The sequence below is a fragment of the Thermaerobacter sp. PB12/4term genome (genome assembly GCF_003403315.2).
Taxonomy (GTDB): Bacteria; Bacillota; Sulfobacillia; order Thermaerobacterales; family Thermaerobacteraceae; genus Thermaerobacter.
Window position 1 is genome coordinate 863,093 of the sequence record NZ_CP048407.1, and the last position, 26,621, is coordinate 889,713.

General features: G+C 70.0%; 27 protein-coding genes and 1 pseudogene. 18 read left to right on the top strand and 10 right to left on the bottom strand.

Features of this window, described 5'->3' with window-relative positions; translation table 11 throughout:
- Nucleotides 1–215 precede the first annotated feature (215 nt).
- Both DYI95_RS03500 and DYI95_RS03505 read left to right on the top strand, forming a co-directional pair.
- On the top strand, nt 216–968 hold the full coding sequence (locus tag DYI95_RS03500; RefSeq protein WP_158556051.1) for a PTS sugar transporter subunit IIC: 753 nt from the start codon (nt 216–218) through the stop codon (nt 966–968).
- Nucleotides 961–1,575: a PTS system mannose/fructose/sorbose family transporter subunit IID gene (locus tag DYI95_RS03505; protein ID WP_116900795.1), complete on the top strand. Its 615-nt coding sequence runs from the start codon at nt 961–963 to the stop codon at nt 1,573–1,575. The genes DYI95_RS03500 and DYI95_RS03505 overlap by 8 nt, the downstream gene beginning before the upstream one ends.
- Here the strand turns inward: DYI95_RS03505 and DYI95_RS03510 are convergent.
- Nucleotides 1,548–2,739: pseudogene (locus tag DYI95_RS03510) on the bottom strand (IS3 family transposase). The gene DYI95_RS03505 and the pseudogene DYI95_RS03510 sit on opposite strands and share 28 nt — an antisense overlap.
- Before the next feature lie 71 nt (nt 2,740–2,810).
- Here DYI95_RS03510 and DYI95_RS03515 point away from each other — a divergent pair.
- The 7 genes from DYI95_RS03515 to DYI95_RS03545 all read left to right on the top strand — a co-directional run bounded on the left by DYI95_RS03515 (nt 2,811) and on the right by DYI95_RS03545 (nt 7,406).
- Complete coding sequence (locus tag DYI95_RS03515; protein ID WP_116900791.1) at nt 2,811–3,077, top strand: PTS system mannose/fructose/sorbose family transporter subunit IID; 267 nt, start codon at nt 2,811–2,813, stop codon at nt 3,075–3,077.
- Between the two features lie 164 nt (nt 3,078–3,241).
- On the top strand, nt 3,242–3,937 hold the full coding sequence (locus tag DYI95_RS03520) for a sugar isomerase domain-containing protein (protein WP_116900790.1): 696 nt from the start codon (nt 3,242–3,244) through the stop codon (nt 3,935–3,937).
- 1 nt (nt 3,938) lies between these two features.
- Complete coding sequence (locus DYI95_RS03525) at nt 3,939–4,340, top strand: PTS sugar transporter subunit IIA (RefSeq protein ID WP_203530697.1); 402 nt, start codon at nt 3,939–3,941, stop codon at nt 4,338–4,340.
- Between the two features lie 15 nt (nt 4,341–4,355).
- Entirely contained in the window at nt 4,356–4,847 is a 492-nt protein-coding gene (locus DYI95_RS03530; RefSeq protein WP_116900788.1) for a PTS sugar transporter subunit IIB, read from the top strand.
- A 51-nt stretch (nt 4,848–4,898) separates the two neighbouring features.
- The gene (locus DYI95_RS03535; protein ID WP_158556050.1) at nt 4,899–5,633 is read left to right on the top strand and encodes a sugar isomerase domain-containing protein; all 735 of its coding nucleotides are present in this window, start codon (nt 4,899–4,901) and stop codon (nt 5,631–5,633) included.
- Between the two features lie 20 nt (nt 5,634–5,653).
- Nucleotides 5,654–7,078 carry a neutral/alkaline non-lysosomal ceramidase N-terminal domain-containing protein gene (locus DYI95_RS03540; RefSeq protein ID WP_116900786.1) on the top strand — a complete coding sequence of 475 codons (1,425 nt, stop codon included), beginning with the start codon at nt 5,654–5,656 and terminating at the stop codon, nt 7,076–7,078.
- 91 nt (nt 7,079–7,169) lie between these two features.
- Nucleotides 7,170–7,406: a hypothetical protein gene (locus DYI95_RS03545; RefSeq protein ID WP_203530700.1), complete on the top strand. Its 237-nt coding sequence runs from the start codon at nt 7,170–7,172 to the stop codon at nt 7,404–7,406.
- Between the two features lie 73 nt (nt 7,407–7,479).
- Here the strand turns inward: DYI95_RS03545 and DYI95_RS03550 are convergent, their stop codons facing one another.
- The gene (locus DYI95_RS03550) at nt 7,480–7,830 is read right to left on the bottom strand and encodes a type II toxin-antitoxin system Phd/YefM family antitoxin (RefSeq protein WP_147308110.1); all 351 of its coding nucleotides are present in this window, start codon (nt 7,828–7,830) and stop codon (nt 7,480–7,482) included.
- 246 nt (nt 7,831–8,076) lie between these two features.
- Here DYI95_RS03550 and DYI95_RS03555 point away from each other — a divergent pair, with 246 nt between their 5' ends.
- The 4 genes from DYI95_RS03555 to DYI95_RS03570 all read left to right on the top strand — a co-directional run bounded on the left by DYI95_RS03555 (nt 8,077) and on the right by DYI95_RS03570 (nt 11,810).
- Nucleotides 8,077–8,322: a hypothetical protein gene (locus DYI95_RS03555; protein WP_116900784.1), complete on the top strand. Its 246-nt coding sequence runs from the start codon at nt 8,077–8,079 to the stop codon at nt 8,320–8,322.
- Nucleotides 8,303–8,593, top strand: a complete 291-nt coding sequence (locus DYI95_RS03560) for a type II toxin-antitoxin system RelE/ParE family toxin (RefSeq protein ID WP_116900783.1) — start codon at nt 8,303–8,305, stop codon at nt 8,591–8,593. Before DYI95_RS03555 ends, DYI95_RS03560 begins: the two co-directional genes overlap by 20 nt.
- Nucleotides 8,594–8,897: 304 nt before the next feature.
- Nucleotides 8,898–10,571: a UDP-glucose/GDP-mannose dehydrogenase family protein gene (locus DYI95_RS03565; RefSeq protein WP_243149847.1), complete on the top strand. Its 1,674-nt coding sequence runs from the start codon at nt 8,898–8,900 to the stop codon at nt 10,569–10,571.
- 342 nt (nt 10,572–10,913) lie between these two features.
- Complete coding sequence (locus DYI95_RS03570; RefSeq protein ID WP_116900781.1) at nt 10,914–11,810, top strand: NAD-dependent epimerase/dehydratase family protein; 897 nt, start codon at nt 10,914–10,916, stop codon at nt 11,808–11,810.
- A 393-nt stretch (nt 11,811–12,203) separates the two neighbouring features.
- Here the strand turns inward: DYI95_RS03570 and DYI95_RS03575 are convergent, their stop codons facing one another.
- The 6 genes from DYI95_RS03575 to DYI95_RS03600 form a co-directional block, all read right to left on the bottom strand.
- Nucleotides 12,204–12,398, bottom strand: a complete 195-nt coding sequence (locus tag DYI95_RS03575) for a hypothetical protein (RefSeq protein WP_116900780.1) — start codon at nt 12,396–12,398, stop codon at nt 12,204–12,206.
- Between the two features lie 280 nt (nt 12,399–12,678).
- Nucleotides 12,679–13,044: a hypothetical protein gene (locus tag DYI95_RS03580; RefSeq protein WP_147308109.1), complete on the bottom strand. Its 366-nt coding sequence runs from the start codon at nt 13,042–13,044 to the stop codon at nt 12,679–12,681.
- The gene (locus DYI95_RS03585) at nt 13,025–13,513 is read right to left on the bottom strand and encodes a type II toxin-antitoxin system HicB family antitoxin (RefSeq protein ID WP_116900779.1); all 489 of its coding nucleotides are present in this window, start codon (nt 13,511–13,513) and stop codon (nt 13,025–13,027) included. The genes DYI95_RS03580 and DYI95_RS03585 overlap by 20 nt, the downstream gene beginning before the upstream one ends.
- Nucleotides 13,506–13,781, bottom strand: a complete 276-nt coding sequence (locus tag DYI95_RS03590) for a hypothetical protein (RefSeq protein WP_147308108.1) — start codon at nt 13,779–13,781, stop codon at nt 13,506–13,508. Before DYI95_RS03590 ends, DYI95_RS03585 begins: the two co-directional genes overlap by 8 nt.
- A 162-nt stretch (nt 13,782–13,943) precedes the next feature.
- A complete protein-coding gene (locus tag DYI95_RS03595; protein ID WP_116900778.1) occupies nt 13,944–14,423 on the bottom strand; it encodes a GNAT family N-acetyltransferase in 480 nt (159 codons plus the stop codon).
- Nucleotides 14,424–14,569: 146 nt separating this feature from the next.
- Entirely contained in the window at nt 14,570–15,781 is a 1,212-nt protein-coding gene (locus DYI95_RS03600; protein ID WP_116900777.1) for an alanine--glyoxylate aminotransferase family protein, read from the bottom strand.
- A gap of 592 nt (nt 15,782–16,373) precedes the next feature.
- Between DYI95_RS03600 and DYI95_RS03605 the strand changes: the two genes are divergently transcribed.
- Nucleotides 16,374–17,381 (top strand): alpha/beta hydrolase, encoded by a 1,008-nt coding sequence (locus DYI95_RS03605; protein WP_116900776.1) that lies wholly within the window; start codon nt 16,374–16,376, stop codon nt 17,379–17,381.
- 387 nt (nt 17,382–17,768) lie between these two features.
- Nucleotides 17,769–18,929 (top strand): acyl-CoA dehydrogenase family protein, encoded by a 1,161-nt coding sequence (locus DYI95_RS03610; RefSeq protein WP_116900774.1) that lies wholly within the window; start codon nt 17,769–17,771, stop codon nt 18,927–18,929.
- Nucleotides 18,930–19,017: 88 nt separating this feature from the next.
- Here DYI95_RS03610 and DYI95_RS03615 read toward each other — a convergent pair whose 3' ends face one another.
- Nucleotides 19,018–20,145, bottom strand: a complete 1,128-nt coding sequence (locus tag DYI95_RS03615; protein ID WP_116900773.1) for a hypothetical protein — start codon at nt 20,143–20,145, stop codon at nt 19,018–19,020.
- Between the two features lie 463 nt (nt 20,146–20,608).
- Between DYI95_RS03615 and DYI95_RS03620 the strand changes: the two genes are divergently transcribed.
- The 3 genes from DYI95_RS03620 (at nt 20,609) to DYI95_RS03630 (ending at nt 24,953) form a co-directional block, all read left to right on the top strand.
- A complete protein-coding gene (locus DYI95_RS03620) occupies nt 20,609–21,676 on the top strand; it encodes an HAD family hydrolase (RefSeq protein ID WP_116900772.1) in 1,068 nt (355 codons plus the stop codon).
- Nucleotides 21,677–22,234: 558 nt separating this feature from the next.
- Nucleotides 22,235–23,740: a cytochrome ubiquinol oxidase subunit I gene (locus DYI95_RS03625; protein ID WP_116900771.1), complete on the top strand. Its 1,506-nt coding sequence runs from the start codon at nt 22,235–22,237 to the stop codon at nt 23,738–23,740.
- A 4-nt stretch (nt 23,741–23,744) separates the two neighbouring features.
- Entirely contained in the window at nt 23,745–24,953 is a 1,209-nt protein-coding gene (locus tag DYI95_RS03630; protein WP_243149848.1) for a cytochrome d ubiquinol oxidase subunit II, read from the top strand.
- Nucleotides 24,954–25,466: 513 nt separating this feature from the next.
- Here DYI95_RS03630 and DYI95_RS03635 read toward each other — a convergent pair.
- The gene (locus DYI95_RS03635) at nt 25,467–26,528 is read right to left on the bottom strand and encodes an LCP family protein (protein WP_116900769.1); all 1,062 of its coding nucleotides are present in this window, start codon (nt 26,526–26,528) and stop codon (nt 25,467–25,469) included.
- Nucleotides 26,529–26,621 lie beyond the last annotated feature (93 nt).

Consider the following 26,621-nt stretch of genomic DNA (forward strand, 5'->3'; position numbering starts at 1 on the left):
CCGTCCTTCCTCCCTCATGTACGAAGTAATTTTTCATCGAAGCACCGCTACTTGAAGGATTATTCCATTCGGTGTGGAATCCCTCCAGTGCCTGCGGCCGCCAAATCCACGAAAGGAGGGTAGCGACGTGACGCTGGCGGCGCCGGGCGCCCGGCTCGGGGCCGGGTCGACCGATACGGTCGCTTCGAACACAGCTTGAACGGGGGGATAGGGCGGTGGAGCTCTGGCAGGTGCTGGCCCTCACGCTGTGGACGGGTCTCTGCATTTACGACATCCTCGGGCCCAGCGTGTTGCTCGGTTTCCGCCCGCTGATCGCCGGGTTCGGTGCTGGACTGATCATGGGTGACGTCACCCTGGGCATGGCCATCGGCGCCACCATGGAACTGATGGCCCTGGGGGTCTATACCTACGGCGGTGCGACAATTCCAGACTACCAGACAGGCGCCATCCTGGGTACGGCTCTAGCGGCCGCCAGCGACCAGGGGGTAGCCTTCGGCCTGACGGTGGGCATTCCCGCGGCCCTTCTGATGACGCAGCTCGACGTGCTGGGGCGCTTCCTGCCGACCTTCTGGATCCATGCGGCCGACCGGGCTGCGGAGGAGGCCAACTTGCGGAAGCTGGGATTCCTTCACTGGACAGCCTTCCTGCCCTGGTGCCTGACGCGGATGATCCCGGTCTTCCTGGCGGCCTGGCTGGGCCCTGCGGCCGTGGAAGCCTTCTCCCACTCCATTCCCGAGTGGTTCATGAAGGGGATGACGACGGTCGGGCACGTGTTGCCGGCTCTGGGCTTCGCCATGCTGTTGAAGATCATGCCTGTGGAGCGCTACTGGTACTTCATGCTGTTCGGCTTCGTCCTCTTCGCCTACATGAAGGTCAGCCTTCTGGGGATCGCCATCTTTGCCCTGGCCCTGACCATCGTCTACACCCGCCTAAAGTACGGGGACGAGGAGGCGTCTTCCGGTGTCTGAGCGCAAGTTGAGCCGCCGCGACCTAGTGTCCGCCTTCATCCGTTACCTGCTCGGCTTCCAGGTGTCCTGGAACTACGAGCGCATGCAGGCCCTGGGCTTCTGTTACTCCATGGTGCCGGTCCTCAAGCGACTCTACCCCAACCGGGACGACCTGGCCCAGGCCCTCAAACGCCACCTGAGCTTCTTCAACACCAACCCCATCGTGGGTGGGCCCGCCATCCTGGGCTCTGCCATTGGCATGGAGGAGGCGGGGAGCCCCTCCTCGGCGGAAGGCGTCAAAGTCAGCCTCATGGGCCCGCTGGCCGGCGTCGGCGACACCCTGGTCTGGGCCCTGTACAACAGCATCCTGTTCACCATCGGTGCCTCCCTGGCGTTGCAGGGCAACGTGGCCGGTCCCCTGCTGGTGATCGTCCTCGTGGCAATCCCGTACACGCTGGCCCGTTGGTGGCAGTTCTGGTGGGCCTATACCCAGGGCCGGAATCTGGCCGTGTCCTTAGCCCGCGGCATGCTTACGCGGCTAACCGACGCCGCCATGATTCTCGGCCTGAAGTTGACCCGGTTTCGTGGACAGGTTGAGGCTTACGCGACAACCCCTTCCTGTGGCTGAGCCTTTCGCTCCTGGATCCAACGCTCCTCGTACTCGTAGGGCGAGAGGTAACCAAGTGCCGAGTGACGCCGCCGCCGGTTGTAGAACCCTTCGACGTACTCGAAGATCGCCATGCGCAGTTGATCCCGTGTGGCCCAGGCTTGGCGGTCGAGGAGCTCCCGTTGCAGGGTCGCGTAGAAACTCTCCGCCATCGCGTTGTCCAGCGCATCGCCCACGGAACCCATTGATCCGGCGATGCCCAGGACCTCCAAGCGGCGGGTGAATGCCAGCGAGGTGTATTGCACGCCATGGTCCGAGTGGTGGATCAGACCGGGCCCCGGCCGGCGACGCCGTACCGCCATGGTGACGGCGTCGACCACCAACTCCGCCACGGGCCGGTCCCCCATGGCCCAGCCCACCACGGCGCGGGAGAAGGCATCCACCACCGTGGCCAGGTACAGCCAGCCTTCCTCCGTGCGATGCTGCGTGAGGTCCGCCACCCACACCCGGTTGGGGGCATCGGGCACAAACTGCCGACCCAGCCGATCAGGGTAGACGGGGCGGCGGGGATCCCGGAGTGATCCCCGGGTCCGGCGCCGGTGCACGCCGGCCAGCCCCATAGCCCGCATCAGCCGGGCGACCCGCTTCCGACCACAGCGGACCCCATGCGTCAACCGCAGCTCTGCATGGATGCGGGGCGCGCCATACGTGCCCCGGCTGCCAGCATGGATGAGCCGGATCCGCTGGCTCAAATCCGCGTCCTCCTGGGACCGTCTGGAGGCACCCGTTGCCGCCATGCGTAATAGCCACTCGTCGAGACGCCCAGGACACGGCACAGCGTGGCCACCGGATGGTGGGCCTTCTCCTGCTCGATGAACCGAAACACGGTCACCGGTTCCGTCGGCTCTCCTGGGCAAAAAAGGCTGCGGCTTTTTTTAGGATTTCACGCTCCTCCCGCAGGATCCGGTTCTCCCGCCGCAGCCGGTTGAGTTCCTCCCGTTCGGCGGTCGTCAACCCGGGGCGCTGCCCCGCGTCGATCCCGGCTTGCCGAACCCACTTCCGCAGGCTGGCCTCCGAGACGCCGAGGTCGGCGGCAATCTGCTGGAGCTTCTTCCCACTCTCCCGGACGAGGCGGACGGCTTCGGCCCGGAACTCGGGAGGATACGGCGGCTTGGTAGCCGGCATGGGGATCACCCTTTCCGGGGCTTACGCCCCAAGTATCGGGGTGTCCACTAAACCGGGGCAAGTCCAGCCTCGTGGTGCTGGGCGGGTTCATCCCCTCGGTGATCTCGGCGACTACACCCCTGACCTACCAGCAGACGGTCACCGTGGAGGGCCAGACGGTCACGCAGACGGTCAAGCTCCAGGAGCAGCTGGACAGCTTGCTGCCGGGGCTGATCCCCATCCTCCTGACCGGCCTGGCCTACTACCTGTTGAAGAAGCGGGGCTGGAGCCCACAAGCGGTGTTGGCCGTTCTCTTTGTCCTGGGCCTGGTGTTCGGGGCCCTGGGCTGGCTGGCTTGAAAGTAGGCGGCCTCACGGCCGCCGCACGAAGTGCCTGGCTGGAGGCGGGCTCGAAGGCTGCTGTGTGAAGGCCGCCGAGCCAGGCCGGTGGGACCGGCAGGAGCGGTGTATGAAGGACGGCGCGGGGGCGGGGGGCGCCCCGTCCCCGCTTGGGGAGGTTAGGCATGTCCAAGTATCTCGACACCATTCTACAGCTTCTGGCGCAGGTTGCCCGCCGCAATGAAGAGGCCATCGGTCGGGCTGCAGCGGTGGTAGCCAGCGTGATCGAACAGGACGGGCTGGTCTACGTCTTCGGCTCGGGCCACTCACAGCTGCTGGCGGCAGAATTGCACATGCGGGCGGGGGGCCTGGTGCCTATTCAGGCCATCTGGGACCCGGGCTTCGGCCGGGCGGAACGGGTCGAGGGCTACGCCCTGTCCCTTCTGGAAGACTACGAGTTCCGCCCCGGCGAGGCCATGATCGTGATCAGCAACTCCGGCCGCAATCCCGCCCCCGTGGAAGTGGCCCTGCGGGCCAAAGAGCTGGGGCTTACGGTCATCGCGGTCACGGCGGTGGAGTACAGCCTGGGCCAGCCGTCCCGACACCGGTCGGGTCGGCGGCTGTGCGAGGTGGCCGACATCGTCCTGGACACCATGGGGGTCCCCGGCGACGCCCTGGTGCCGCTGCCGGGGGGTGGTGCCGCCGGCCCGGCGTCGACGGTGGTCGGCGCGGCCCTGCTCAACGCCGTGGTGGTGGCGGCGGCAGAGGAACTGCAACGGCGCGGCCAGGTGCCGCCCCTCCTGCAGTCCGTCAACCTGGACGGGACGTCCAATGAGGCGGTGCTGCAGCGGTACCGCGGCCGCCTCAGGCGGGTGCTTTAGCATGACGGTGATTCTTGTGGGACACGGCAGCCTGCCGCAGGGCATGCTGGCTGCGGCGGAACTGATCCTGGGCCCGCAGGAGCAGGTCCACGCCCTGGGCCTGGAGCCGGGCGACAGCCCGGAGGTCCTGGCCGGCCGCCTGGAGTCCCTGGTCGCCGGTGCCGAGCGTGGGGTTCTAGTCCTAGCCGACCTCTTTGGAGGAAGTCCGGCCAATGCCGCAGCACGGGTGCTCATGGGCGGCAGCCGGGGGGTGCAGGTGGTGGCAGGCCTCAACCTACCCATGCTTCTTGAGGTGCTCATGGCGCGCCTGCAGGGTGTGGCTGATGCGGCCGAACTGGCCCGCCGGGCCGCCGAGGCGGGGCGGGACGGCGTACGTGACATGCGGCCAATCTTCGGCGGGTGAGCGTGGTGACATCAAATGCCGGTGTTACACGTCCGGATCGATAACCGTCTAATCCATGGCCAGGTGGCCGTGGCTTGGTCCAAGCATATCGGCGCCAAGACGCTCATCGTCAGCAGCGACGAGGTGGCTCGGGATGAATTCCAGGTCGCCATTCTGAAGGCGGTGGCGCCGCCCGGCCTCAAGGTGGAAATCTTGGACGCCGCCGCCACGGTAGCCTACGCAAAGGCTCATCCCGGCGAGGGTCTGTTCCTCCTATGTAAGGGGCCCGGTGACGTGCTAGCTCTGGTGGACCGCGGGCTCGATATTCGGGAGGTCAACATCGGGAACATGGCCTTCGTGGTGGGCGCCAAGGCCGTGACCCGATCCGTTTATGTCACGCCGGAGCAAGCGGCAATTTTCGCGGCCCTGGCGGGCAGGGGGGTGCGGCTGGTCAGCCAGATGATGCCGGCGGACCGGCCAGCGGACTTCATGGCGCTCCTGCGTGACGCGGGGCTGGTTCCCGGTTGATGCATCCGAACTGCGGTGGAGCTTGAGATCAGGGACGAGGAGGGCATCCCCTTGCTGGCCGACCGTTTTGCCGACGGCGTGCTGGAATTGCTTCACCGGCTTCGTGACGAGCAACTGCCCCTCATCGACCAGGCCGCGGCGATGATTGCACGGTCCATCGCGTCGGGCGGAATTGTCCGCATCTTCGGCACGGGCCATTCCCATTTGATTGCCGAGGAAGTGTTCTACCGCGCCGGCGTTCTGGCCCCGGTGGACGCCATCCTGGAGCCGAGCCTCACCGGCCAGGTTGACGTGACCAAGTCGGAGGTGGCGGAGCGCCTTGAGGGCTGGGGCCGGATCATCGTGGAGCACCGGCGGATGGGACCCGAGGACGTCCTCCTGGTGATCAGTAATTCCGGGCGCAATGCGGCGCCCGTGGAGGTGGCCATGGAGGCCAAGGAGCGGGGCATCCCGGTCGTGGCCGTCACGTCGAAGGCCTTCTCCGCCGCGGTGCCGTCCCGACACCGCTCCGGCAAGCGGCTGTTCGAGGTGGCCGACCTAGTCCTTGACAACGGCGCCCCCTTTGGCGACGCCATTTTGAACGTGCCGGGGCTCCCGGTGCCGGTGGGGCCCGTGTCAGGGATCGCGGGGATGTTCATCGTTCACTGCCTACTGGTGCAGGCGGTCGAGCACCCGCTGCGTCTGGGTGTCACCCCGCCCGTGTTGATGTCGGGGAACCGGGACGAGGGCCGCGACTACAACGAGGCGGTGCTGGCCCGGTACTGGGACCGCATTCGCGGGTGGTAATAGGAAGGGAGGCGGCGGGGATGTGGGCCGGCGTGGCAAGCCGGGTCATCACGCCCCACGGGTCCTGGGCCATGGACGGTTATATCCTGCGGGACGGGCCTTCCACCGGGGTCCTTGACGACCTGTGGGCGCAGGCACTCTGGCTGGACGACGGTCAGCGACAGGCGGTGCTGGTCACTCTGGACCTGGTGGGGGTGGACGAGCCCTTCACCGCGCAACTGCGGGCGGCCATCGCGGGGCGGTTCGGGGTGCCGGGGCACCACGTTCTGGTGGCGGCGTCCCATACCCACTCCGGGCCGTCGGGCTTTGTCTCCCTTTGGGATCCGGAGGCGCTGCGGTCACCGCTGCGGGACCTGGTGACCGGTCAGGTGGTGGAGGCGGTGGGCGATGCCCGGCACGGCGCCAGGCCGTGCCGGTGGCAGGTATGCCACGCCACGGTGCGGGGTGTGGGCGCGGGCCGGAACGATCCGGCAGAGCCTTCAGAAGGGGACGCATCCCTTTTGCTTCTCTGGGGTCGTGACGGCACGTTACTCGCGGTGGTCGTCCATTATGCCTGCCACCCCACCGTGCTGGGACCTGACAACCGCCTGATGGCTACGGACTTCGTGGGGCCTATGCGGCGGGCCCTGGCGGCCGCGTTGGCGGAAGCGGGGCTGGGCCGGCCTGCGGTCTTGTTCGTCAACGGGGCGGCGGCCGACGTCAGCACCCGTTTCACGCGCCGCACCCAGACACCAGCTGAGGCCCGCAGGCTGGGCACGCTTTTGGCCGCCCAGGTGCTGCCGGCGGTGCTGGCGGCGCGGTTCGAGGACGCGGAGGAGGCAGTGGCGTCCGGTGCCATCGGGGCATGGGAACTCCAGGTGGACCTCCCGGGGCCCACGGGCGGGGATGCGGCTGCCCAGGTTCTGGGAAGAACCGGCGCGGGTGCAGGTTCGCCCGCCCGAGGTGGGGGGGCACCAGCCGGGGATGACCCGGACATGGAACGGGAGATCGCCCGGGTGCGGGAGGAGCTCGAGGAAGCAAGCCGGTCGGGTGGGGACTCGCACCGCTTGCGACTGTTACGCGCTCGCCTGGAAGGGCTGATGGCGCGGCGTCTGTGGCTGGCGCCCGTGTCCCGGGTCCGGCTGCCCCTTCAAGTGTTGGCCGCAAGCGATCTTGCCTGGATCGCCATCCCTGCCGAGGTGGATCACCGGTTGGGGGATGCTATTCGAGCTGCAAGTCCATTCCAACATACCTTCATCGCGGGGTATGCCAACGGTTATGCCGGCTATATTCTGAACCGCCGCCTCAGTACGGCCGGTACCTACGAGGGCCTGGTGTCCCGAATGGGACCCGGTGCCGGCGAGTTGTTGCTGGGGGCGGCGGTGGACCTCCTGTGCCGGGCCTATGCGGAGCAGCAGCGGTCCGAACCCCGGGATGGGGGTGGGGTGCTGCAGCGGGAGGCGTAGCTACCGCAGAGGTCGCATGGATTTCCGGTAGGTTCTAGACTACGTTGTGATGGCTCCGCTATCCCCCGGCGCGGAGGTGCTAGAAGCCCCGTTGCCCATCGAGGAGGAAACCGTCAAGGAGGCCCTGGATCCCGGGGTCTTCGTGCGGGTCCGGCGGGTCACCGGCGGCCCGGCGCCCGAGGAGGTGCGCCGGATGCTGGCGGCCCGGGGGCAGGTGCAGGCGTCCCCCCGCGCCTGGGTGGAGGAAAGGCGGGCCGCCCTGCAGCGGGCCGAAGCGGAACTGGACCGGGCCTGCCGGGAACTGGCCGCTGACGGCGCTGGAGCCTAGCAACCGGCGGAACCTGTCACCTCCCGCAACGCCCGCCGGTCACCCTCCGGGGTGTTGGTATCGAGGACCACCCTCACCGCGCGTCACGCCCGTCGCGCGCGGCCCGTACCGCTTCCTCGATGACGTCGGGGGACAACCGGGCGGCCGCCACCGCGTTGCCGATGGCGTCGAGAGCGCGCTCGAAGGCGAGCCGGGCATAGGCCTCTTCAATGTTCTTGAGTCGCTGGAATTCCTCGGCGGAGAGCAGGACGGCCTCGCCCGTGCCACGGCACGTGAGGAGGACGGGCTCACCTGTGCGCCGGACCTCCTCCAGGAGACGGCCCAGCTCGCGCCGTGCCTCCTCGACCGTCATCAGCTTGAACATCGGGTTCACCTCTAGATTGATCTCTGGCTCAAACTTGAGATTGTCACGGGGGCGAGTCAAGGGCCTGCCCGGTGGGGCGGTGCGGGCTGGCCGCGCGCGCCGGCCAGGCAACGGGAGGTTCCCGGCCGGTTCCGTCGCACGCCCCAGCGGTCGGGTGCGACCAGCGCCCGGCCGCGCGGGTGGCGCCGAGCGGCGCGTGAGTCCGTCGACCTGGTTGACTCGATTGCGTACACCATGGTTGACGCGTCGCCGTACACTCTATACGATAGCGTCACACACCGCACACAACTCCGGGAGGGAGCCGGCATGCAGACGCTGTCCGTGCGCATCCCCGACGAGCTCAAGCGGCTCTTGGAGGCCCGGGCCAGGGGGCAGCACCGTCAGTTGTCCGACCAGGTGCGGCGGTACTTGGAGATCGCCCTGGTGGCCGAAGACAATCCCGATCTTTCCTTTGCCATGATCGAGGCCATTCTCGAAGCCAAGGCGGAGCTGGAAGCCGGTTTGGCCGAGCCGTACGTCTTCGAGGACGACCATGAACCCGTACGAGGTTGAAGCGGCGCCGCGGCTCAACCGCGACGCCAAGCGCCTTCCGCCGGCCCTCAAGCGCGCGCTGGACGCCGAGATCCGCAAGATTGCCGCCGACCCGCTCCGGGGGGATCGCAAGCGCGGTGTGTTGCGCGATGTCTATGTGGAGAAGTTCAAGGCCCAAAATGACCAGTGGCTGATTGCCTACCGCATCGACGAGAACCGGCGCGTGATCCAGCTGCTGGCCTTCGGACAGCACGAGAACTTCTATCGCGACCTGGGTCGTTATATTCGGTAAGAAGGGCGCCGGTCCCTGAAGAGACAGCCCGCGCCCCTTTCCGCTTCTTGGAGCACTTCGCGTGCTCGCTGGGGTTCCTGCTGTGACGTGATCTGTCAGGGTACGACAGGACCCGTATGGTATCATGGAAACGCCATGGGGCTTGGCTGTTCTGGCGGGATTGTTAGCTTAATTCATCCTATTCCTTCCCACCGGGTATGTGGCCCGCATGACCCGTTTCTTTGTCGACGCCGCTGGTGTCCCGCCGCGGGTAGGCTTGCGACGTGCTCACGGTGGCATACGGCGTCGTTCCGGGGGCCCGTCGGTGGCCGGCAGGGTCCGGCACCGGTGCTTCCATCGCGACGGTTCGGGGGGCGAGATGTTCGTGCACATCACGGTATTGGGCTTGGGCTATGTGGGCGCGGTGGCCGCGGCGGCGCTGGCCCGGGACGGCCATCACGTGCTCGGCGTCGATGTGGACCCCGGCAAGGTGAATCGCTTTCGCCAGGGCGAGGTGCCCTTTCACGAGCCCGGCTTGGACAACCTGGTCCGGGAAGGCGTGAGCAGCGGCCGGCTGCGCTTTGCGCTGGCCTCGGAGGTGGAGTCCGGCCAGCTGGGCGACCTGGTCCTGGTGGCGGTGGGCACGCCGTCGCGCCCCACCGGCGCCGCTGATCTCTCCCAGGTGGAGGCGGCGATGGCGTGGGTGGTCGAGCGGGCCGGTTCGTCCGACGGAGGGGCGGTGGCGGGTGGGCCGGGTGCGGCGGCCGTTTCGACAAGGCCCATCGTGGTCATGAAGAGCACCGTGCCCCCGGGCACGGGGCGGCGCCTGAGCCGGCGCTTCCTGGAGCCGGCGGGCCTGGCTTACGTCTCCAACCCCGAGTTCCTGCGGGAGGGTAGCGCGGTCCACGACTGGTTCCACCCGGACCGGATCGTCATCGGCAGCGAGTCGGCGGAGGCCGCGGCGCGGGTCCGTGCCCTGTATGAGGACTACGGGGCGCCGGTGCTGGCCACCGACATCACCACCGCCGAGATGGTCAAGTACGGGGCCAACGCCTTCCTGGCTACGAAGATTTCCTTCATCAACGAGCTGGCCAACATGTGCGACCGGGTGGGCGCCGACGTGGAGGAGGTGGCCCGGGGCATCGGGCTCGACCCGCGCATCGGGAGCCAGTTCCTCCGCGCCGGTCTCGGCTACGGTGGCTCCTGCTTCCCCAAGGACGTGGCGGCCCTGGACCACCTGGCCCGGGTCTACGACTACCCCTTCGAGCTGTTGCGGGCGGTGATCGCGGTGAACGCGCGGCAGCGGCTGCTGCCCCTTTATGCCCTGCGGGAGGCCTTCGGGTCGCTGGCGGGCGTGAGGGTGACCGTGCTGGGCCTGGCCTTCAAGCCCAGGACCGACGACGTCCGGGAGGCCCCGGCGCTGGACCTGATCCCCTTGCTGGTGGAGGAAGGAGCGGAGGTGCGGGCGGCCGACCCCCAGGCGGTGGAACGGGCCCGGCCCCTGCTGCCGGCCGCCGTGCATCTCACCCCGTCGGCTCTGGAAGCCCTGGAGGGCGCCCAGGCCGTGGTGCTGGCCACGGAATGGGATGAGTTCGTGCGGCTGGATTGGGAAGAGGCGGCCCGGCGGATGGCGGAGCCGCGGCTGGTGTTCGACGGGCGCAACGCCCTCGACCCGGAGCGCATGGCGGCCCTGGGCTTTCGCTACCGGGGCGTGGGCCGCGGGCGGTTCACCTCGCCGTGGGCGGCTGCGGTGCCGGCCGGACAGCCTGCGGTGGATGGGTTCGGCCGGGACGGTAAAGCGGCGGCTAGGGGCGGGGTGCCGGGAGCGGCGGTGCCCGGGGCCGCGGCGGGTGGATCGGCGTCCAAGGCTGCGGCCGGCGATGTGGCGGTGCACGGCGCTGTATCAGCCGATGGGGCGGGCCCGGGCGGTGCGGCACAGGGTGTGCTGGCGACCCCTGAGGCGGTGCCCGGTGTGGCGGCGGCCCGCGACCGGGATTGAGTTAGGGAACGCAGGGGGAGGGCGATCCGGCTCGTGCGGGTTCTGGTGACGGGTGCGGCAGGATTCATCGGCTCCCATGTGGTGCAGCAGCTGGTAACGGGGGCGGAGTGTGGGGGTGCGGCCGGGGGCGCAGCGGCCACGGGTGGGCCCGGCGCCTCAGCAGCTGGGGGTGAGGCTGGCCCGGCGGAGCCGGGGGGTGGATCTGGCCCGGTGGCCGGAGCAGCAGTTGGCGCGGCACCGGCCGGCGGAGGAGATGAATCCCCGGGTGCCGGCGCTCCCCAGGCCGGCATGGAAGTGGCCTCCGCCGGCGAGGCGAGGGCGGCAGCGGCTGGCGGCGATGGAGTGAGACTGGGCGGCGAAGTCGAACCCGTCGAAGTGCTGGCCGTCGACGACTTCTCCGCAGGCCGGGTCCGGCGCATTGCCGGCGTGACGGTGGAACGGCTGGACATCACCCAGGCCGGCGAGGTGGCGGCGGTCTTTCGTGACTTCCGGCCGGAGGCGGTGATCCACCTGGCCGCCCAGGTCAGCGTCGAGCGCTCCCTGGAGCGGCCGGACCAGGACGTGGACGTCAATGTATACGGCACCCTGAACCTGGTGCGGGAGGCGGTGGCCGCTGGGACGCGCCGGGTGGTGTTCGCCTCGTCGGCGGCGGTGTACGGGGATCCGCAGCGACTGCCCGTTGACGAAGACCACCCGCTCAAGCCCCTGTCCGTCTACGGCCGCTCCAAGCTGGCGGCCGAGTGGCTGATCCAGCAGTACGCCCAGGGAACGGGGCTGGAGGCCGTGATCCTCCGCCTGGGGAATGTGTACGGGCCGGGCCAGCGGCCCGAGACGGGGCCCGTGGTGGCGAGGTTCTTCCTGGATGCCTTGAGCGGCCGGGGTCCGGTGATCCACGGCGACGGCCAGCAGACCCGGGATTTCGTGTACGTGGGCGATGTGGCCCGGGCTTTTGTCCTGGCCCTGACGGGGCCGGCCGGCGTGGTGGCGAACATCGCCGGCGGCCGGGCCACGGCCATCGGCGAGCTGGCCCAGCGCATCGGCCGGCTGGTGGAGGGCTCGCCGGCGCCCCGCTACGGCCCGCCGCGGCCTGGGGACATTCGCCACAGCGTTTTGGCCAACCACCGGGCCCGCCGGCTCCTCGGCTGGGCGCCGCGGGTCAGTCTGGAGGAGGGTCTGGCCGCCACGTATCAGTGGTACCGGCGGCAGGTGGCCAAGGCCGTGCAGCCGGTGGCGGGGTGAGGTGCCGTTCCGGCCTTGCGGTTCCGGTCTTCGCTGTTCACAGCGCCCCACGAACCGTTTACCGCCGCCTTCGGTGGCAATGAACGCCTGTCGCCGGCCCACTCATCGTTCTGAATTAGGCCCACTTGCACGGCTGCCTTGTACACCTGCGTTTTCCGGAACCATTCGAGCGTCTGGCCCTTGGCCCGAAGCCACCGCATAAATTCCTCGCTCTTGTAAGGCGGCAGAAGCCACCGCTGGCGAAGCCAATCGGCGTTCTCCTGACTTGCGTCCGGGCTAAACACGCTGGTCATCCCCCTCAGGAAGTTCCTTCGCCCACGCCGGCGGTTCGCGCTTGGTCACCTTGCCCTGCCGAGCGGGCTTGGCTGCCGGTCACCGGCTGGCGGCAGGCCTTCAAATGCGACCGGTATACCAAGCCACGACGAAGCCGATCACGGCGAGCGCCAGGCCGAGGAACAGGATCAGGGTTTCGCGCATGAGTTGCCAGTTCTCTGGGTTGATCGCCGCCTCCCCCGGGGAATCGGGCGGCTCACCCACCAGGAAAACCTTCTTAAGGGACTCGACGATCACCCGCCAGACCTTCTTCATGCTCGCTCTCCTCACCATGGGGGCTCCAGGATTCGACCCGCAGCCGACCGTGTGCTGTCATCTTTTGTCGAACCCCGTCGATGGAAGACACTTCGGTGTCCCGAAGTGGATCCCTGTAGCCACAGCGGCTACAAAAGCCCGGGCCGTTGGAAGATCCCGCAGGCGGCGTGAGGGCGGGCGATGTTGGCGTGTGGTGAGGGCAGCGGCGCGGTGGTGAGGACAGTGGCAAACCGTGGCAAGGGGGCTGGGCTCGCGGGCCCACAAAAGGGACGGTGCCCCTTCAGGCCCGTCCCTCGAAGCGGGTGCCGTCTGTTTCTTGCGAGGCCTGCCGGGCTCTTTCGGCGCTTTGCTGCAACCACTCGCCAATAGCCCGAGCAGGTTCTGCTGGCAGAAACACTCGTGCAACGACGGTACGCCGCAGGCGGTCGGGTTTCTTCGCTTCCTCCCTTGCCGTTCCGTCTTCGTAAATCGTCACGGTTCCCTCGGTCGGCTGGGCCCAGCTTTCAACGTAGAAATTGACCACCACTTCCCCGCGCGGTCCCACCCCACCGTAGGCGCCATGGGCGTAGATGACTGGTGCAAGGCCCTCGTTTTCCAGAACGAATCTGAGTTCGGCTACCTTTCTCTCACGAGCGGATTCGGCCACTGTATATCACGCCTCCATGTCCATAGTCCGTAATACTCTTGGTCCGAAAGTAAACAGGCCGGCTAGATGTAGTTTCTGGTGTCGATTCGAAGTGAATATACGTTCGCGGCGCAGACTCCCGACCAATGTTGTAATGGAGCGCGTTTACGATCTGAGAGTTCAGGCTGATCCGGTTTCGCTTCGCCATCAGCGCCAAGCGACGATGCAGCGTCGGCGGCATTCTTAGCAGGACTTTTCCGCTATAGTTTTCGACGGTACTCGGCTCGGGAATCTCCTGCCCACGCTGTTTGGCCGATTCGATCCAGGCGTCAATCATTTCGGCCAGCGTTTCGATCAGTTCGTCGAGTGTTTCACCGGCCGCAGCGCATCCGGGGAGGTCGGGCACCTCCGCTTCCCAATACACGCTACCGTCCTCTTCTTCCACCTGTTCCACAATGAACGGATAGCGTATACGGATTTGCTTACTCATCAACCGTCCCTCCCCATTCCTCGAGCCATTCTTGTGGAATCAAATCATAGATGAGTTCGGCAAACTGTCGAACATAAACTCTCTTGATTTGCCTGGTTGTTGGAATCGTCACCTCGCCGAACCGGTTCGGACGGTAAAAAGCCATTGCATGTTTGGATAACTCACGGTACTGAACTTCGGGCGCGAAATAGTTTGCCACGGCGACAAGCTCCTCAAGGCGGGTGATGGCCTGAGGGTTCCGAAGCATCTTAAGGACCAGCTTCTTCACCCTCATGGGGGCCATCCCGCAACCCTAGTATAGTGCGCCAGTATCATATGTGATACCACGGCTGGCCTGGTTCTCCTTCCCACAGCAGCCCCGCGCGCAAGGGTTCTCGAGTCGTAACCCGCAGGCCGCGCACAATGGGTCCCCAAGGCCGCAGCCACCGCGTCAGAAATGCAGCCGGAAGAACAGGCCCTCGTCCCGCATTCCCACCGCACGGTAGAGCTGGTGGGCCACCTTGCGGTGGTGGCCGGATTCCAGGGTGATGCTCCAGCAGTTGCGCTCCCGGGCCAGTTCCATGCCGCGCTGGAGCAGGGCCTTGCCGATGCCCAAGCCGCGGGCCGATTCCGTGACGATCAGGTCGGGAATCCAGGCCTGGGGCCGCAGCTGATTCAGCCGGTCGCGGAACTCCAGGGACATGAAGCCGACCACGCGCCCGTCCAGTTCGGCCACCAGGGAGGCCGTGTCGGGGCGGTGCAGGTGGCGCAGGTAGACCTCCCGCGCCGCCGCCTCGGCCTCGGGGGGCACGGCGGGGCGGCCCAGTTCCTCCAGCAGGCGGGTGACGGCCTCAAAGTCACGGGGCTCGGCCGGGCGGACGGTCACCCGGGTGCCCTGCGGCGGCTTCGACGGCATCGAATTGACGGCCATGCTGCCATCCCTCCGTTGTTTTCTGGGCCCGGCATCGCGGGGGCGCCCCACCAGCGGGGGCGCTCCGCCGGCATGCCTGTGGCACGCGTCCGAGCTTGCGGCGGCAGCCCGCGCCTACGGCACTCATCCGCCTTCGAACCCGCGCCTCAGCTGCTCTCACCGCCGCCCTCGCCGGCAAGGGCGGCCCGGTACGCTTCCACCGGGTCGCCGGGCGGGTTCCACCCAAAGTGCCGCAGGGTGGCCGTCAGGGTCCGGACGAAGCGCTCGCCCTTCTCGGGCCGGGCGTTCTCGCCCATGTGGCCGGCACGCCAGATGCGCCCGGCGGCGTCGCCCCAGCTGCCGGCCATGAGGACGCTGTGTTCTTCCCACATGAAGCGGCGGATCTCCTGTTCCCGCGGGCGCAGGGCGCCGGGGATGAGCCAGGCGGTGACGGAGCGGGCGGCGGCCTGCGGCGCGGGGTACAGCTCGAGGCCGGCCGCCTCCCCAGCGGCCCGGATGGCGCGGGCCAGCCGCTGGTGCCGGGCCAAGCGTGCCGCCTCGCCTTCTTCCAGGGCGGCGGCGACGGCCGCGTAGAGGGCGTAGACATCGGAGGTCGAGGGGGTGTAGGGGAACTCGCCCTTGTCCAGCCAGAGGTCCTTCCACAGCCGCAGGTTCAGGTAGACGCCGCGGATGGGCGTCCGGCGGCGGGCCATGGCCTCCCAGGCGGCGGGGCTCACGCTCAGGAACGCCAGGCCGGGCGGCGCGGAGAGGGCCTTCTGCGAGCCGCCCAGGACCACGTCGGCGTGCCAGGCGTCGACCTCCAGGGGCTCGGCGGCGATGGCGGAGACGCTGTCCACCACCGTCAGGATGCCGTGCTCGTGGAGCACGGGCAGGATCCGGTCCACGGGGTTGGTGAGCCCGGTGGGCGTCTCGCAGTGGACCAGCGTGGCCACCTTGAAGGGCTTCTGGTCCCGGAGGAACCGGCGCAGGGCGTCCGGATCCAGGGGCTGGCGGTCGGGGGCCTCGAAGACGGTGACCTCGGCGCCGTAGTCCCGGGCGAAGTCGGCGAAGCCGTGACCGTAGAGGCCGTTGGCCAGGGCGAGGACGCGGTCGCCGGGTTCGACCAGCGAGGCGATGGCGGCCTCCAGGCCCAGCAGGCCTTCGCCGGCCAGGATCAGCACGTCGCTCCGGGTGTGCAGGAGCTCCTGCAGCCCGGCGCAGGTGGCGCGGTAGAGGGCGGCGAAGTCCGGGTCGAGGTCCGAGTTGGCCACGGGCAGGGCCATGGCCTCCCGGACGCGGGGCGAGACCTCCGTGGGGCCGGGGGTGAAGACGAGCCGCTCTTCCAGGCGGCGGGCGAAGGCGAGCAGGTTCGGGTCCATGGCGAGCCCTCCTTGTCCTGGCCCCGGCGGGGCGGGAGAGGATCCGGCCCCCGGGGCCGGTCCGGTGGTCCCCATCGAACCCATGTTAGCGCAGAAGATGGGTTGCGGGGGGTATGGGCGCCAGAGCGCGGGGGACTGGCCCCGGGGGGCTTGGGGGCGGCGACTTGCCGGGCCCGTTCCAGGACGTGCCCGGTCCGATCAGGAGGTGCCGGGCCGGCTCAAGGACATGTCCGGTCTGCTCAGGGACTTGTCCGGTCCGATCAAGGGGCCGTCTGACCTGCCCGGTCCCTGCGGCTGGCCCGGCTCGTTCGGTCGCGGGGGAGGTGAGGGGGATGCGGCGCTGGCTGGCGTGTGAGAGCGGGTGGTACTGGCTTTACGCGGCGGCGGCTGCGGGGGTCATCCTGCTGCTGTTGTCCTAACATGTGTCCTAACATGCCACGTTCCTGCACCATGGGGTGTTCCGCGCGCAAGGGGAAGGGCGCACCGGGGAGCCGGGAGATCTCGGGTCCGTGATCCAACCGGGTTCAGGGCGCCGGCGGCCGGTTCGTCCTCGATCCCGCGCCCCTGTGACGGTGAGAGGGGTGGTGCGGCGGTGACGACCTTCGACCGGCTGGCATCCCGGGTGTTCGATCTCTACGAGCGCCAGCAATACCGGCAGGCCCTGGATCTCCTTGACAGGGAGGGGGCCGCTCACCCGGAACAGGCCTGGCACATCGGGTATTGGCGGGTTTGTCTGCTGACGCGCCTGAGCGACGGGGAGGCCGCGTTGACCCATTTGGAGCAACTGCTCGACCAGGGCCTGTGGATTCCCGTGACATGGTTGCGCACCGACCCCGACCTGGCCGGGCTTCAGGGCCACCCGCGCTTCGAGCGGGCGGTGGCGGTGTGCGAGCAACGTCAGATCGAAGCGCAACGAATGGTCGTGCTGCGGCGCGTCCTCCTGTGCCCCGAGGGAACCGCTCTACGTCCCGAAGATGCCGCGCTGAGCCAGGGCAGCGGGTCCGCCCCGCCGGGCAGGAGTTCCGCTCCGGTCCTCATCGCGCTGCACGGCAACGCCGAGAACGCCGCCAGGGCGGCGGGTTGCTGGCGCTTCGTGGCCTCCCGGGGATGGGCCCTTCTGGTCCCCCAGTCGACCCAGGTCATGGGTCCGGATGCCTATCACTGGGACGATCTCGACCGAGGTGCACAGGATGTCCTGTACCATTACCGGTCGATGCTCGACGATGCGGCTGCACCGGGGACTTCCCTCGATCCCGAGCGGCTGGTGCTGGCGGGGTTCTCCCGAGGTGCAGCCCTTGCCCTCCACCTCGCCCTGTCGGGGGTCCTGCCTGCCCGGGGTGTCATCGCCCTTGCGCCTCACCTGAGGGATTGGAGCTACATGGAAGGACTTCTGGAGCCAAGCCCTCGCAACCCACGCCTCCGGGCCTACTTCTGGGCCGGGTCTCGGGACGAACGGGCCGTCCGCATGATTGAGGACGTGACCAGGTGGATGGAGGCGGCGGGCCTCACGGTACAGGTCGAGATCGTCCAGGGGGACGGGCACTTCTATCCACCCGATCTGGAGGCGCGCATCGGACCGCTGCTCGCCACATGGCGGTAAAAAAGACCTGGCCCTTTTCCGGCTGGCAGGGGACCTGGGAGCAGGGACCGCGACCTCAGGCCCGTGAGTCGAACACGTCAAGGAGTGCACCCGCACCCGAGCATGGACAGGAACAGCAACGGGAACCGGAACCCGAACCCGAACCCAAACCCAAACCCAAACCCAAACCCGAACCCGAACCGGAACCAGAATCCGAACCCTGGATGAACCCGGCTAGGGGGCCCGCGAAGAACCCCTGGCGCGAAGGACCCCCGGGAAGGGTGACCCGCCGTAGGCCCGGGGAAGGGGCGCCCGGTGAAGGTAACGAATCGTAACGGGTGCTGCAACCTTCGACCAGTGCAGCGGGCCGCGGGGCGCTCCCCGCCGGCCCGTGAGGAGGTATTTCCCTTGGCAGGCCTGGACTACTACCGCGTCGCCGACCTCTTCTCCCCCGAGGAGCGCCTGATCCAGGAGGAGGCCCGCCGCTTCCTGGAGGCCGAGGCGGCGCCCCACATCGCCCGCTGGTGGGAGGAGGGGACCTTCCCCCGCCACCTGATCCCCCGCTTCGGGGAGCTCGGGTTCCTCGGGTCGAACCTGCCCGAAGAGTACGGCGGTGCCGGGGCCGGCAACGTGGCCTACGGCCTCATCATGTACGAACTGGAGCGCATCGACTCGGGCCTGCGCAGCTTCGTCAGCGTGCAGAGCTCGCTGGTGATGTACCCCATCTACCGCTACGGCTCCGAGGAACAGAAGCGGGAGTACCTGCCCCGGCTGGCGCGGGGGGAGATCGTCGGCTGCTTCGGGCTGACGGAGCCCGACGGCGGCTCGGACCCCGGCTCCATGAAGACCCGGGCGCGGAAGGACGGTTCGTCCTACGTGATCACCGGGCGCAAGATGTGGATCACCAACGGCAACATCGCCGACATCGCCGTGATCTGGGCCCGGGACGACGAGGGCGTGATCCGGGGCTTCATTGTGCCCACGGACACCCCGGGCTTCCGGGCGCGGGAGATCCAGCACAAGATGAGCCTCCGGGCTTCGGTGACCTCGGAGCTCATTCTCGATGAGGTACGGGTCGACGCCGCCCAGATGCTGCCCGAGGCCCGGGGCCTGGGCGCCGCCCTGAGCTGCCTGACCCAGGCCCGGTACGGCATCACCTGGGGCGCGGCGGGGGTGATCGACGCCGTCTTCCACGAGGCGCTGGAGTTCGCCCGGCACCGGGTCACCTTCGGCCGGCCCATCGCCGAGCGGCAGCTGGTGCAGGCCAAGCTGGTGGAGATGGTCCAGGCCCACACCCAGGCGCTCCTCATGTCCTGGCGGCTCGGCAAGCTCAAGGACGAGGACAAGCTGACCTACGCCCAGGTGTCCCTGGCCAAGCGCAGCAACGTGCGGGCGGCGCTGCAGGCGGCCCGCTCGGCCCGCGAGATCCTGGGCGGCAGCGGCATCACCCTGGAGTACGCGGCGATCCGCCACATGCTGAACCTGGAGACGGTGGACACCTACGAGGGCACCTACGACATCCACACGCTGATCGTGGGGCGCGACGTGACGGGCCTGGGGGCCTTCTGAGGCTGGGCCTTCTGAGGCTGGATGGAAGTGCGAGCTGCCGGTGATGGCCCGGCAGGGCGGAGGCGCGTTGGTCAAATGCCGGCGGCGGTCACTCGTCCCCGATGAGGCCGAAACTGCCTTCCCAGCGCCGGATCAGGCCGATGGGGCAGCGGCGGTCGCCCTGGCCCAGGGGGTTGTCCCGCAGGATGGCCAGCAGGAGCCGCCAGGGGAAGGGGTGGGAGCTGGCCCGGATGGTGCCGCCGTTGTCATTGATGTCCACGATGTGCACCGGCGCGCCCAGGGCTGCGGCCAGCTCGCGGGCAATGGCCAGGGCCTCGGCCCGGCGCAGGGGGGGCAGCACGTAGCCCTCGTACGGGCTTCCCGCCCGCATGCCGTCCAAGGATCGGGCCCCGGGGCCCGCCACGTGGTAGAACACGCCCCGGATGCCCAGGGGGCGGGTGAGGGCCGCCGCCGCGGCCGCCGCCAGGATGCGGAGCCGGCCCGTCTCCTCGATGGCCACCTGCATCTTGTGGGGGATGGAGAGGCCCTGGCCCCACCCGGTGGGGCGGACGTAGCGGGCCAGCAGGGTGGCCATCCGGCCGGGCTGGACCTGGTGGGCCGGGACCATCCGGCCGCGCACGGCGATGACGGCGGTCTCGCTGATGATGGCGTGGTCGCCCGGCCGCAGGTGCGGTGCCAGGTAGCGGCGCAGGGTGGCGGCCAGGTCTTCCCCGCGCTCGAACCAGTGGGTCCGGATCACCACCCGCTCAAAGGCGTGGGGACCGACCCGCACCCGGGTGATGAACACTTCGCCCGGGGCGGCGGCCAGCGGCCCGGTCTCCGCGGGGCCGGTTCCGGTGTGCCCCGCGGGCGCAGGTTCCTCCCGGGCACCGGCAGGGCCGCCGGTACCGGCGGTTTCGGGCTCGCGGCCAGGATCCCGCACGGGCTGGGCCGGCGTTTCCGGCTCCGGGCGCGGGTACACCGCCGGTTCGACCACTTCGGTGGGTGCCACGATGGTGTCGGGCTCCTCCCGCGGCCAGCGGTCGGGTTCCACGTCGGGCCGCGGCAGGGTGGCGGGCTCGTGCCCCGGGAAGGTGAAGGGTTCACCGGGGAGGCGGCTCTGGGGGACGGTCGCGGTGCCCCTGGCCGCGATGGGGGCGCCGGGACCGCCGGCAGCCGGACGCCTGCCGGGTTCATCCATTGTACGGGCCGTGCTACCCGTGGGTTCGCTGCGCAAGCTCGTTGACCTCCCCCGCCGGTGGCGAAGACCTCCTGCCGGGGGCGCGAGGGGGTGCCCGTCGCGCCCTCCCGGGACCCCGTGGCGCTCTTCATACCCGTGGCGCCCGTCGCGCCCTTTGGGCGCTCCGTTTCCCGGTCGTTGGCCTGGGCCGTGTTTTCCTGGCAGTAGTCTGGGCAGCGTTGCCGGTGGGCATTCGGCCGCCGGCCGGGGCCGGGTGGGGCGCGGCGGGCTTGGGGGACCGGAGGCGGGAGCCCGAGGATGCCGGGAGGCACGAGCCGTGCAGGGTGAGGCACAAGTCCCGCAGGGCACAGGGAGGGCACAGGGCACAAGGGGCGCAGGGTGGAGGGCCCGAGCTGCAGGCCGGAAGGGTGGGGGCCCTCCCGTACGGAGGCATGGGCTATACTGCCAGGAAGAGGTTTTCGTTCCGAACCGGACCTTGGAACGAAAGGAGGACAGGCTCTTGGCCGACGTCGACCCCGTGGTGCAGCCGGCAGGGCCGGTCCGGGCCCGGGCGGACGCCGCCCGGGCGGCGTCCGCGCCCCTGACCCCGGCGGACCCGGCCCCGGATCCGGAGGATCCGGCCCGGCGGGAGGCGGGCAGGCCCCGGCCCGCGGCGGGTGCGGTCCTGACCCCGGGGGAGGCTCCGCCGGTGGCGGGCACGGCCCGGGATTCCGCGGGCGCGGCCCCGGAGGGTGCTCCGGCCGCTCAGGTCCTCGAGGGCCCGGGCGGCCCCATCGAGGCGGTGCTGTTCGACCTGGACGGCACGCTCCTGGAACTGGACATGGACCGCTTCCTCCCGGTCTACCTGCAGCGGCTGGCGGCCTGGGTGGCGGATCTGTTCGACCCGGAAGACTTCCTGCGCCAGCTGGTGCGCGCCACCACCGCGGTGATGCAGAACCGGGACCGCTCGCAGCGCAATCAGGACCTGCTCTGGGAGGTGCTGTGGGCCGGGCTCGACCCGGCGCGCCATCCGGGGGCGCGGCCGGAACGGCGGGACGAGGCCCTGGCGCGTTTCGAGCAGTTCTACCGGGAGCAGTTTCCCCAGCTGCAGTTCATGGCGCGGAGGCGGCCCGAGGCGGCCGCGGTGGTCGAAGCGGCCCGCGCCCGCGGGTGGAAGGTGGTCCTGGCCACCAGCCCCATCTTCCCCATGGTGGCCATCGCCGAGCGCCTGCGCTGGGCGGGGCTCAGCGCGGACCGGTTCGACCTGGTGACGGTGCTGGAGAACATGCACAGCTGCAAGCCCCAGCCGGACTACTATCTGGAGGTGGCACGGCGCATCGGGGTCGAACCCGGCCGCTGCCTGATGGTGGGCAACGACCTGCGCGACGACATCGCGCCCGCGCGGGTGGCGGGCATGGCCGTGTACGTGGTGGAAGGGCTCGTCCTTCACGAGGGCGAGCCGGGGGCCGCGGGCGCGCCCCGGGGCACCCTGGCCCAGCTGCTGCAACTGTTTGTCAAAAACGGAGCAAACGGTAACATTTTTGCAAAGCCCGAGACCTTGCACGGCAACAACGCCGCACTAGAGTAGGAATTGGCCGGACCGGCCGGGTGGCAATGGCCTCATCGCCCTGGTTGTTCGTCATGATCCACCCGTTGCACCCGGCCTCGATCCTGACCAGGTGAACGCCACGGTGCGGCGGTCGGAACCCCCGCCGCGCGGCGCGCGGGCCGGACATGAGCGGAACTGCCCATCCGCTGCCCTCCCCGGGAACCCACCCGGCCCGCCGCACACCCGCCCTCCCCGGAACCCACCGGTGTGCGGCGCCGCGAGTGACCGTCGGCACCTGGTACGAAAGCCCCGCGGGATCCCGCGGGGCTTTTCTCTTCTCGTGTCGTTTTTCCCGCCCGGGGAGAATCCTAGGACCAGCACCGGATCGCGGCACCGGACACCGGCTCCGGCGGGCCGGCGCCCACCCGGGTTGTTCCGGGCGCACGGCCGGGCCCCCCTCCCTGCCCCCTGGCTCGCCACCCGATGGCGGGGACGGGGCTCCCTGGATACGGTGGAGGAGAGGGCCCGAACTCCGGCGGGCCCGGTCCGGGAGGCCCGGGAACATGCCGTGACCCGGGATCGAAAGGGGGCCGGACGGTGGATTCCCTGCTGGCTGCCCGGCTGCAGATGGCCATCTCCCTGGGATTCCACATGATCTTCGCGTCCCTGGCCCTGGGCATGCCGGTGCTCATGCTCATGGCCGAGGGGTTGTACCTGCGGCGGGGCGACCCGCGCTACCTGGAGCTGGCGCGCACCTGGGCCAAGGTGACGGCCATCACCTTTGCCATCGGGGCAGTGAGCGGCACCGCCCTGTCCTTCGAGCTGGGCCTGCTCTGGCCGCGCTTCATGGAACTGGCCGGACCGGCCACGGGCCCGGCCTTCACCCTGGAAGGCTTCGCCTTCTTCACCGAGGCGATCTTCCTGGGCCTGTACCTCTACGGGTGGAACCGGCTCTCGCCCCGGGCCCACTGGCTGGCGGGCATCCCCGTGGCGCTGAGCAGCGCCGCCTCCAGCGTGATGGTGGTGGCGTCCAACGCCTGGATGCAGAACCCGGTGGGTGTCCAAACCCTGCTTGAAGAACCCCACCGCTTCGATCCGGTGGCGGCCCTCTTCGGCAACCCCGCCTGGCCGGTGATGGCGCTGCATTCCACCCTGGCCTGCTATGCGGCGACGGCCTTCATGGTGGCCGCCGTGTATGCCTGGGCGGCCCTGAAAGGCTACCGGGACCCCATGCGGCGCAGCGCCCTGCGCATGGCCATGGCCATGGGCACCGTGGCCGCGCTGTTGATGCCCGTCACCGGCGACGTCAGCGCCAAGTTCGTCGCCCAGAACCAGCCCGTCAAGCTGGCGGCCATGGAGGCCCAGTTCGAGACGGAGGCCGGGGCGCCTCTGCGCATCGGCGGCCTGCCCGATCCGGAGACGGGCCGGGTGGCGTATGCCCTGGAGATTCCCGGCATGCTCAGCTGGCTGGCCTACGGGGACACGGGGGCCGTGGTGGAGGGGCTCGACCGGGTGCCCCGCGACCGCTGGCCCAACGTGCCCCTGACCCACATCGCCTTTCAGGTCATGGTGGTGGCGGGGATCCTGATGGTGCTGGTTTCGGCCTGGTACTGGTGGGCCGTCTGGCGCCACGAACGCGGGGCCCGGGCCGGGACCGCCGTCCGGGCCGGCGCAGCCCACGGCGACGCGACGGCAACCGGCTCCGGAGGAGCGGCGGGGGTGCTGGCCGACCGGCGCCTCATGCGAGGCCTGGTGGCGGCCGGGCCCCTGGGCATCGTGGCCCTGGAGGCCGGGTGGATCGTTACCGAGGTGGGCCGGCAGCCCTGGATCATCCGGGACGTGATGCTCACGGCGGACGCGGTGACGCCGGCCCCCGGGGTGGTGACCACCCTGGTGGCCTTCACGCTGCTCTATGTGCTGTTGAGCGTTACCCTGGTCTGGCTGCTGCGCCGGATCGGCCACAAGGACGTCCCCGGGGAGACGGCCGGGATCCACCCGGCCGGCGCCGGCGATCCGGCCCATCCCGCCGGCCCGGGCGGTCCGGGCGGCCGCCGGCCGGCCACTGCGGAGGCAGGTGGTGCGGGTGCCGGCGGCGGCAGGTGATCCCTTGCCCGAAACGGTGGTGGCGGTGGTCCTGATGCTGGCGCTGACGGCCTACGCGGTCCTGGGCGGGGCCGACTTCGGCGGCGGCGTCTGGGACCTTTTGGCCCGGGGGCCGCGGGCGGAGGCCCAGCGCCAGGCCATCGCCCGGGCCATGGGGCCGGTGTGGGAAGCGAACCACGTGTGGCTGATTTTTGCCCTGGTGCTGCTGTTCACCGCCTTCCCCCGGGCGTACAGCAGCCTGGGGGTGGCTCTCTTCGTCCCCTTTCACCTGGTGCTGGCGGGCATCGTGCTGCGGGGCGCCGCCTTCGTCTTCCGGGCGCCCGCGGCCACGGCGGCCGGTCCCCAGCGGGCCTGGGCCAGCGTCTTCGGTGCGGCCAGCACCATCACGCCCTTTCTCCTGGGCGCCACCCTGGCGGCCGTCTCCTCGGGCGGCATTCGGGTGGCGCCCGACGGCAGCGTGTCGACCAATGCCCTCCACGCCTGGTTCAGCCCTTTCTCCCTGCTGGTGGGGGCGCTGGCGGTGGCCCTGTTCGCCTATCTGGCCGCGGTCTACCTGGCGGTGGAGACCCGGGGTGCGCTCCAGGAAGATTTCCGCCGGCGCGCCCTCGGGGCCGGCATCGCCGTGGCCGTCCTGGCCGGCGCCCTGCTGCCCCTGGCGCCCCGGACGGCCCCCCACCTCTGGGAGCTGGTCTCCGAGCGGGGCCGGGTGCTGGTGGCGACGGGTGCGGCCCTGGCGTTGCTCTCGGGCTGGCTCGTGTGGCGGCGCTACTTCCTGCTGGCGCGGGTGACCGCGGTGGCGGAGGTGGTGGTGCTGCTCTGGGGCTGGGCCCTGGGCCAGTGGCCGTATCTGATCTATCCCGATGTGACGGTGTTCAACGCGGCGGCGCCCGACCCCATCCTGCGCTTCGCCCTGTGGGCCACGCCCGCCGGCCTCCTCATCCTGATCCCGTCCCTGTGGCTGCTGTTTGCCGTCTTCAAGGGGGAGAACCCGCAGGCGGGCGAGCCGCCGGGGGCCTTGGACCCGCGGACGAACCCCGCCCGGCCTGGGGCAGGAATCGCGGCGGGGAGCCCCGCGGCCGGCGCGGCCACGGCCGGGCAGCCTACCGCCGGCCCCGTCCGGGGGGATGGCGGCGGCAGGGGCCGTCCGGCGGGCCCGGCTGGCCCCAGACCCCTCGGGCAGGACGGGGGGCCTGACGGCGCGCGGGGAACCTGAGCGCAGGGGGCGGGACGCGCGGTGGCCGGCGGGCTGCCGGGCAGCACGCCGAGTGGGGGCCGCGGCCCTTGCGGCGGGCGCTGGGGCCGCAGGTCGCGTGGGGGCCGCGGCCTGCGCGGCCGGGCGGCGGGGTAGCATATCGAGTGGGGCCGCGGCCCGCGCGGCGGGGCAGCGGGGCAGCAGGTCGAGTGCGGGCAGCGGCCCGCGCGGCGGGGCAGCCTGGGCGGCCAGGTGGAGGCGCCCTTGGTGGCGGGGGCGTGGCGGCGGCGCACCAGCCAGTACGGCGGGGTCGCGGCGCGCGCGGCGGGACAGCCCGAGGGGCCGGGCGCCCCAGGATGCGGGGCGGCACCGGCGCGGGGCTGGCCGCTCAAATCCAATCAAAGGGCGCTACTGCTCAGGAAGCCCTGCTGCTTAGGGCCCCGCTGCTTGCCGGTGGAACGGCGCCTGGCCGTTGGCCCCGTACGATGCGGGCGGTCCTGGGGCCGGCCCTCCGCGGCGTCCTGGGATCGGCGGCTACGGCCCGGCCGGAGAGCCGGGGGCGGCGCCGGCGGCGTCCCGGGCTTCGTGGGACGAGCTCGGGCCCGGGGCCGGGGCCGGGTTCGTCCCGCCGGGCAGGGAGCCTGGGGCGGTGGCCCGGGCCGTGGTCTCCGCGGGCTCTTTGATGCCCAGCTCGTACAGGACCTGGTTCGTGGCGGGCCAGTCCACCTCGTAGTAATAGATCCCCTTCAGCATGATGCCGTGCCCTTTGACCATCCCCCGGCGGATGCCGTCCAGGTCGGTGTTCCAGGCCAGCCGTGCCAGGGCGACGGCGTCGCGCAGGCCCATGTCCGTCTCCACGTACCGGTTGATGATGGCCAGGGTCCGGGGCACGTCCAGCAGGGTCATGCGCGCCTTCAGCTGCCTGGCCACGTCGATCAGGAACTGCTGCTGGCGGTCGGCCCGGCCGAAGTCCCCGTCGGGGTCGTTGTACCGTTCCCGCAGGTAGGCCAGGGCCAGCCGGCTGTCCATGGTGTGGCGCCCCTTCTCGAGGAACGTCCCGTCTTGCAGGCGGAGATCGTAAGGGACGTCGACCTCCACGGGGCCCAGCACGTCGATGAGCTGCAGGAAGCCCGGCATGTCGATCCGCGCCCAGTGATGGACGGGGATGCCGAAGTTCTCCGCCACGGTGCGGGTGGCCAGCTCCACCCCGCCGAAGGCATGGGCGTGGGTGATCTTGTCCAGGCCCCGGCCCGGGATTTCCACCCGGCTGTCGCGGGGGATGGAGAGCATGGCCACCTCCCGGGTGTCCGGGTCGATGGAGACCAGGATCATCGTGTCGGAGCGGGTCTGGGCGCCCTGTTCGCGGGCGTCAATGCCCAGGAGCAGGATGTTGATCCGCTCCGAACGGGCCGGCCGGCTCGGGGCCGGCTCGCCGGTCGGCGAGGCCGGTGCCGGAGCCGCCGGTTCGGCGGGAGCGGTCAATTCGTAGCCAGCCAGGTAAGCGGCGGCCAGGGCGACGGCCAGCAAGCCGGCGCCGGCCACCCAGGCCAGCCAGCGCCATCCCCGGCGCCGCCGGGTGCTTCCAGGACGAACCATAACCATCCCTCGCTGCCGGCCCTGCAGGAAGCCGGAACCGGCGTCACGAATCTATTCCGGACACTTTTCCCGTCGCAGGCGTTGCAGACGTCC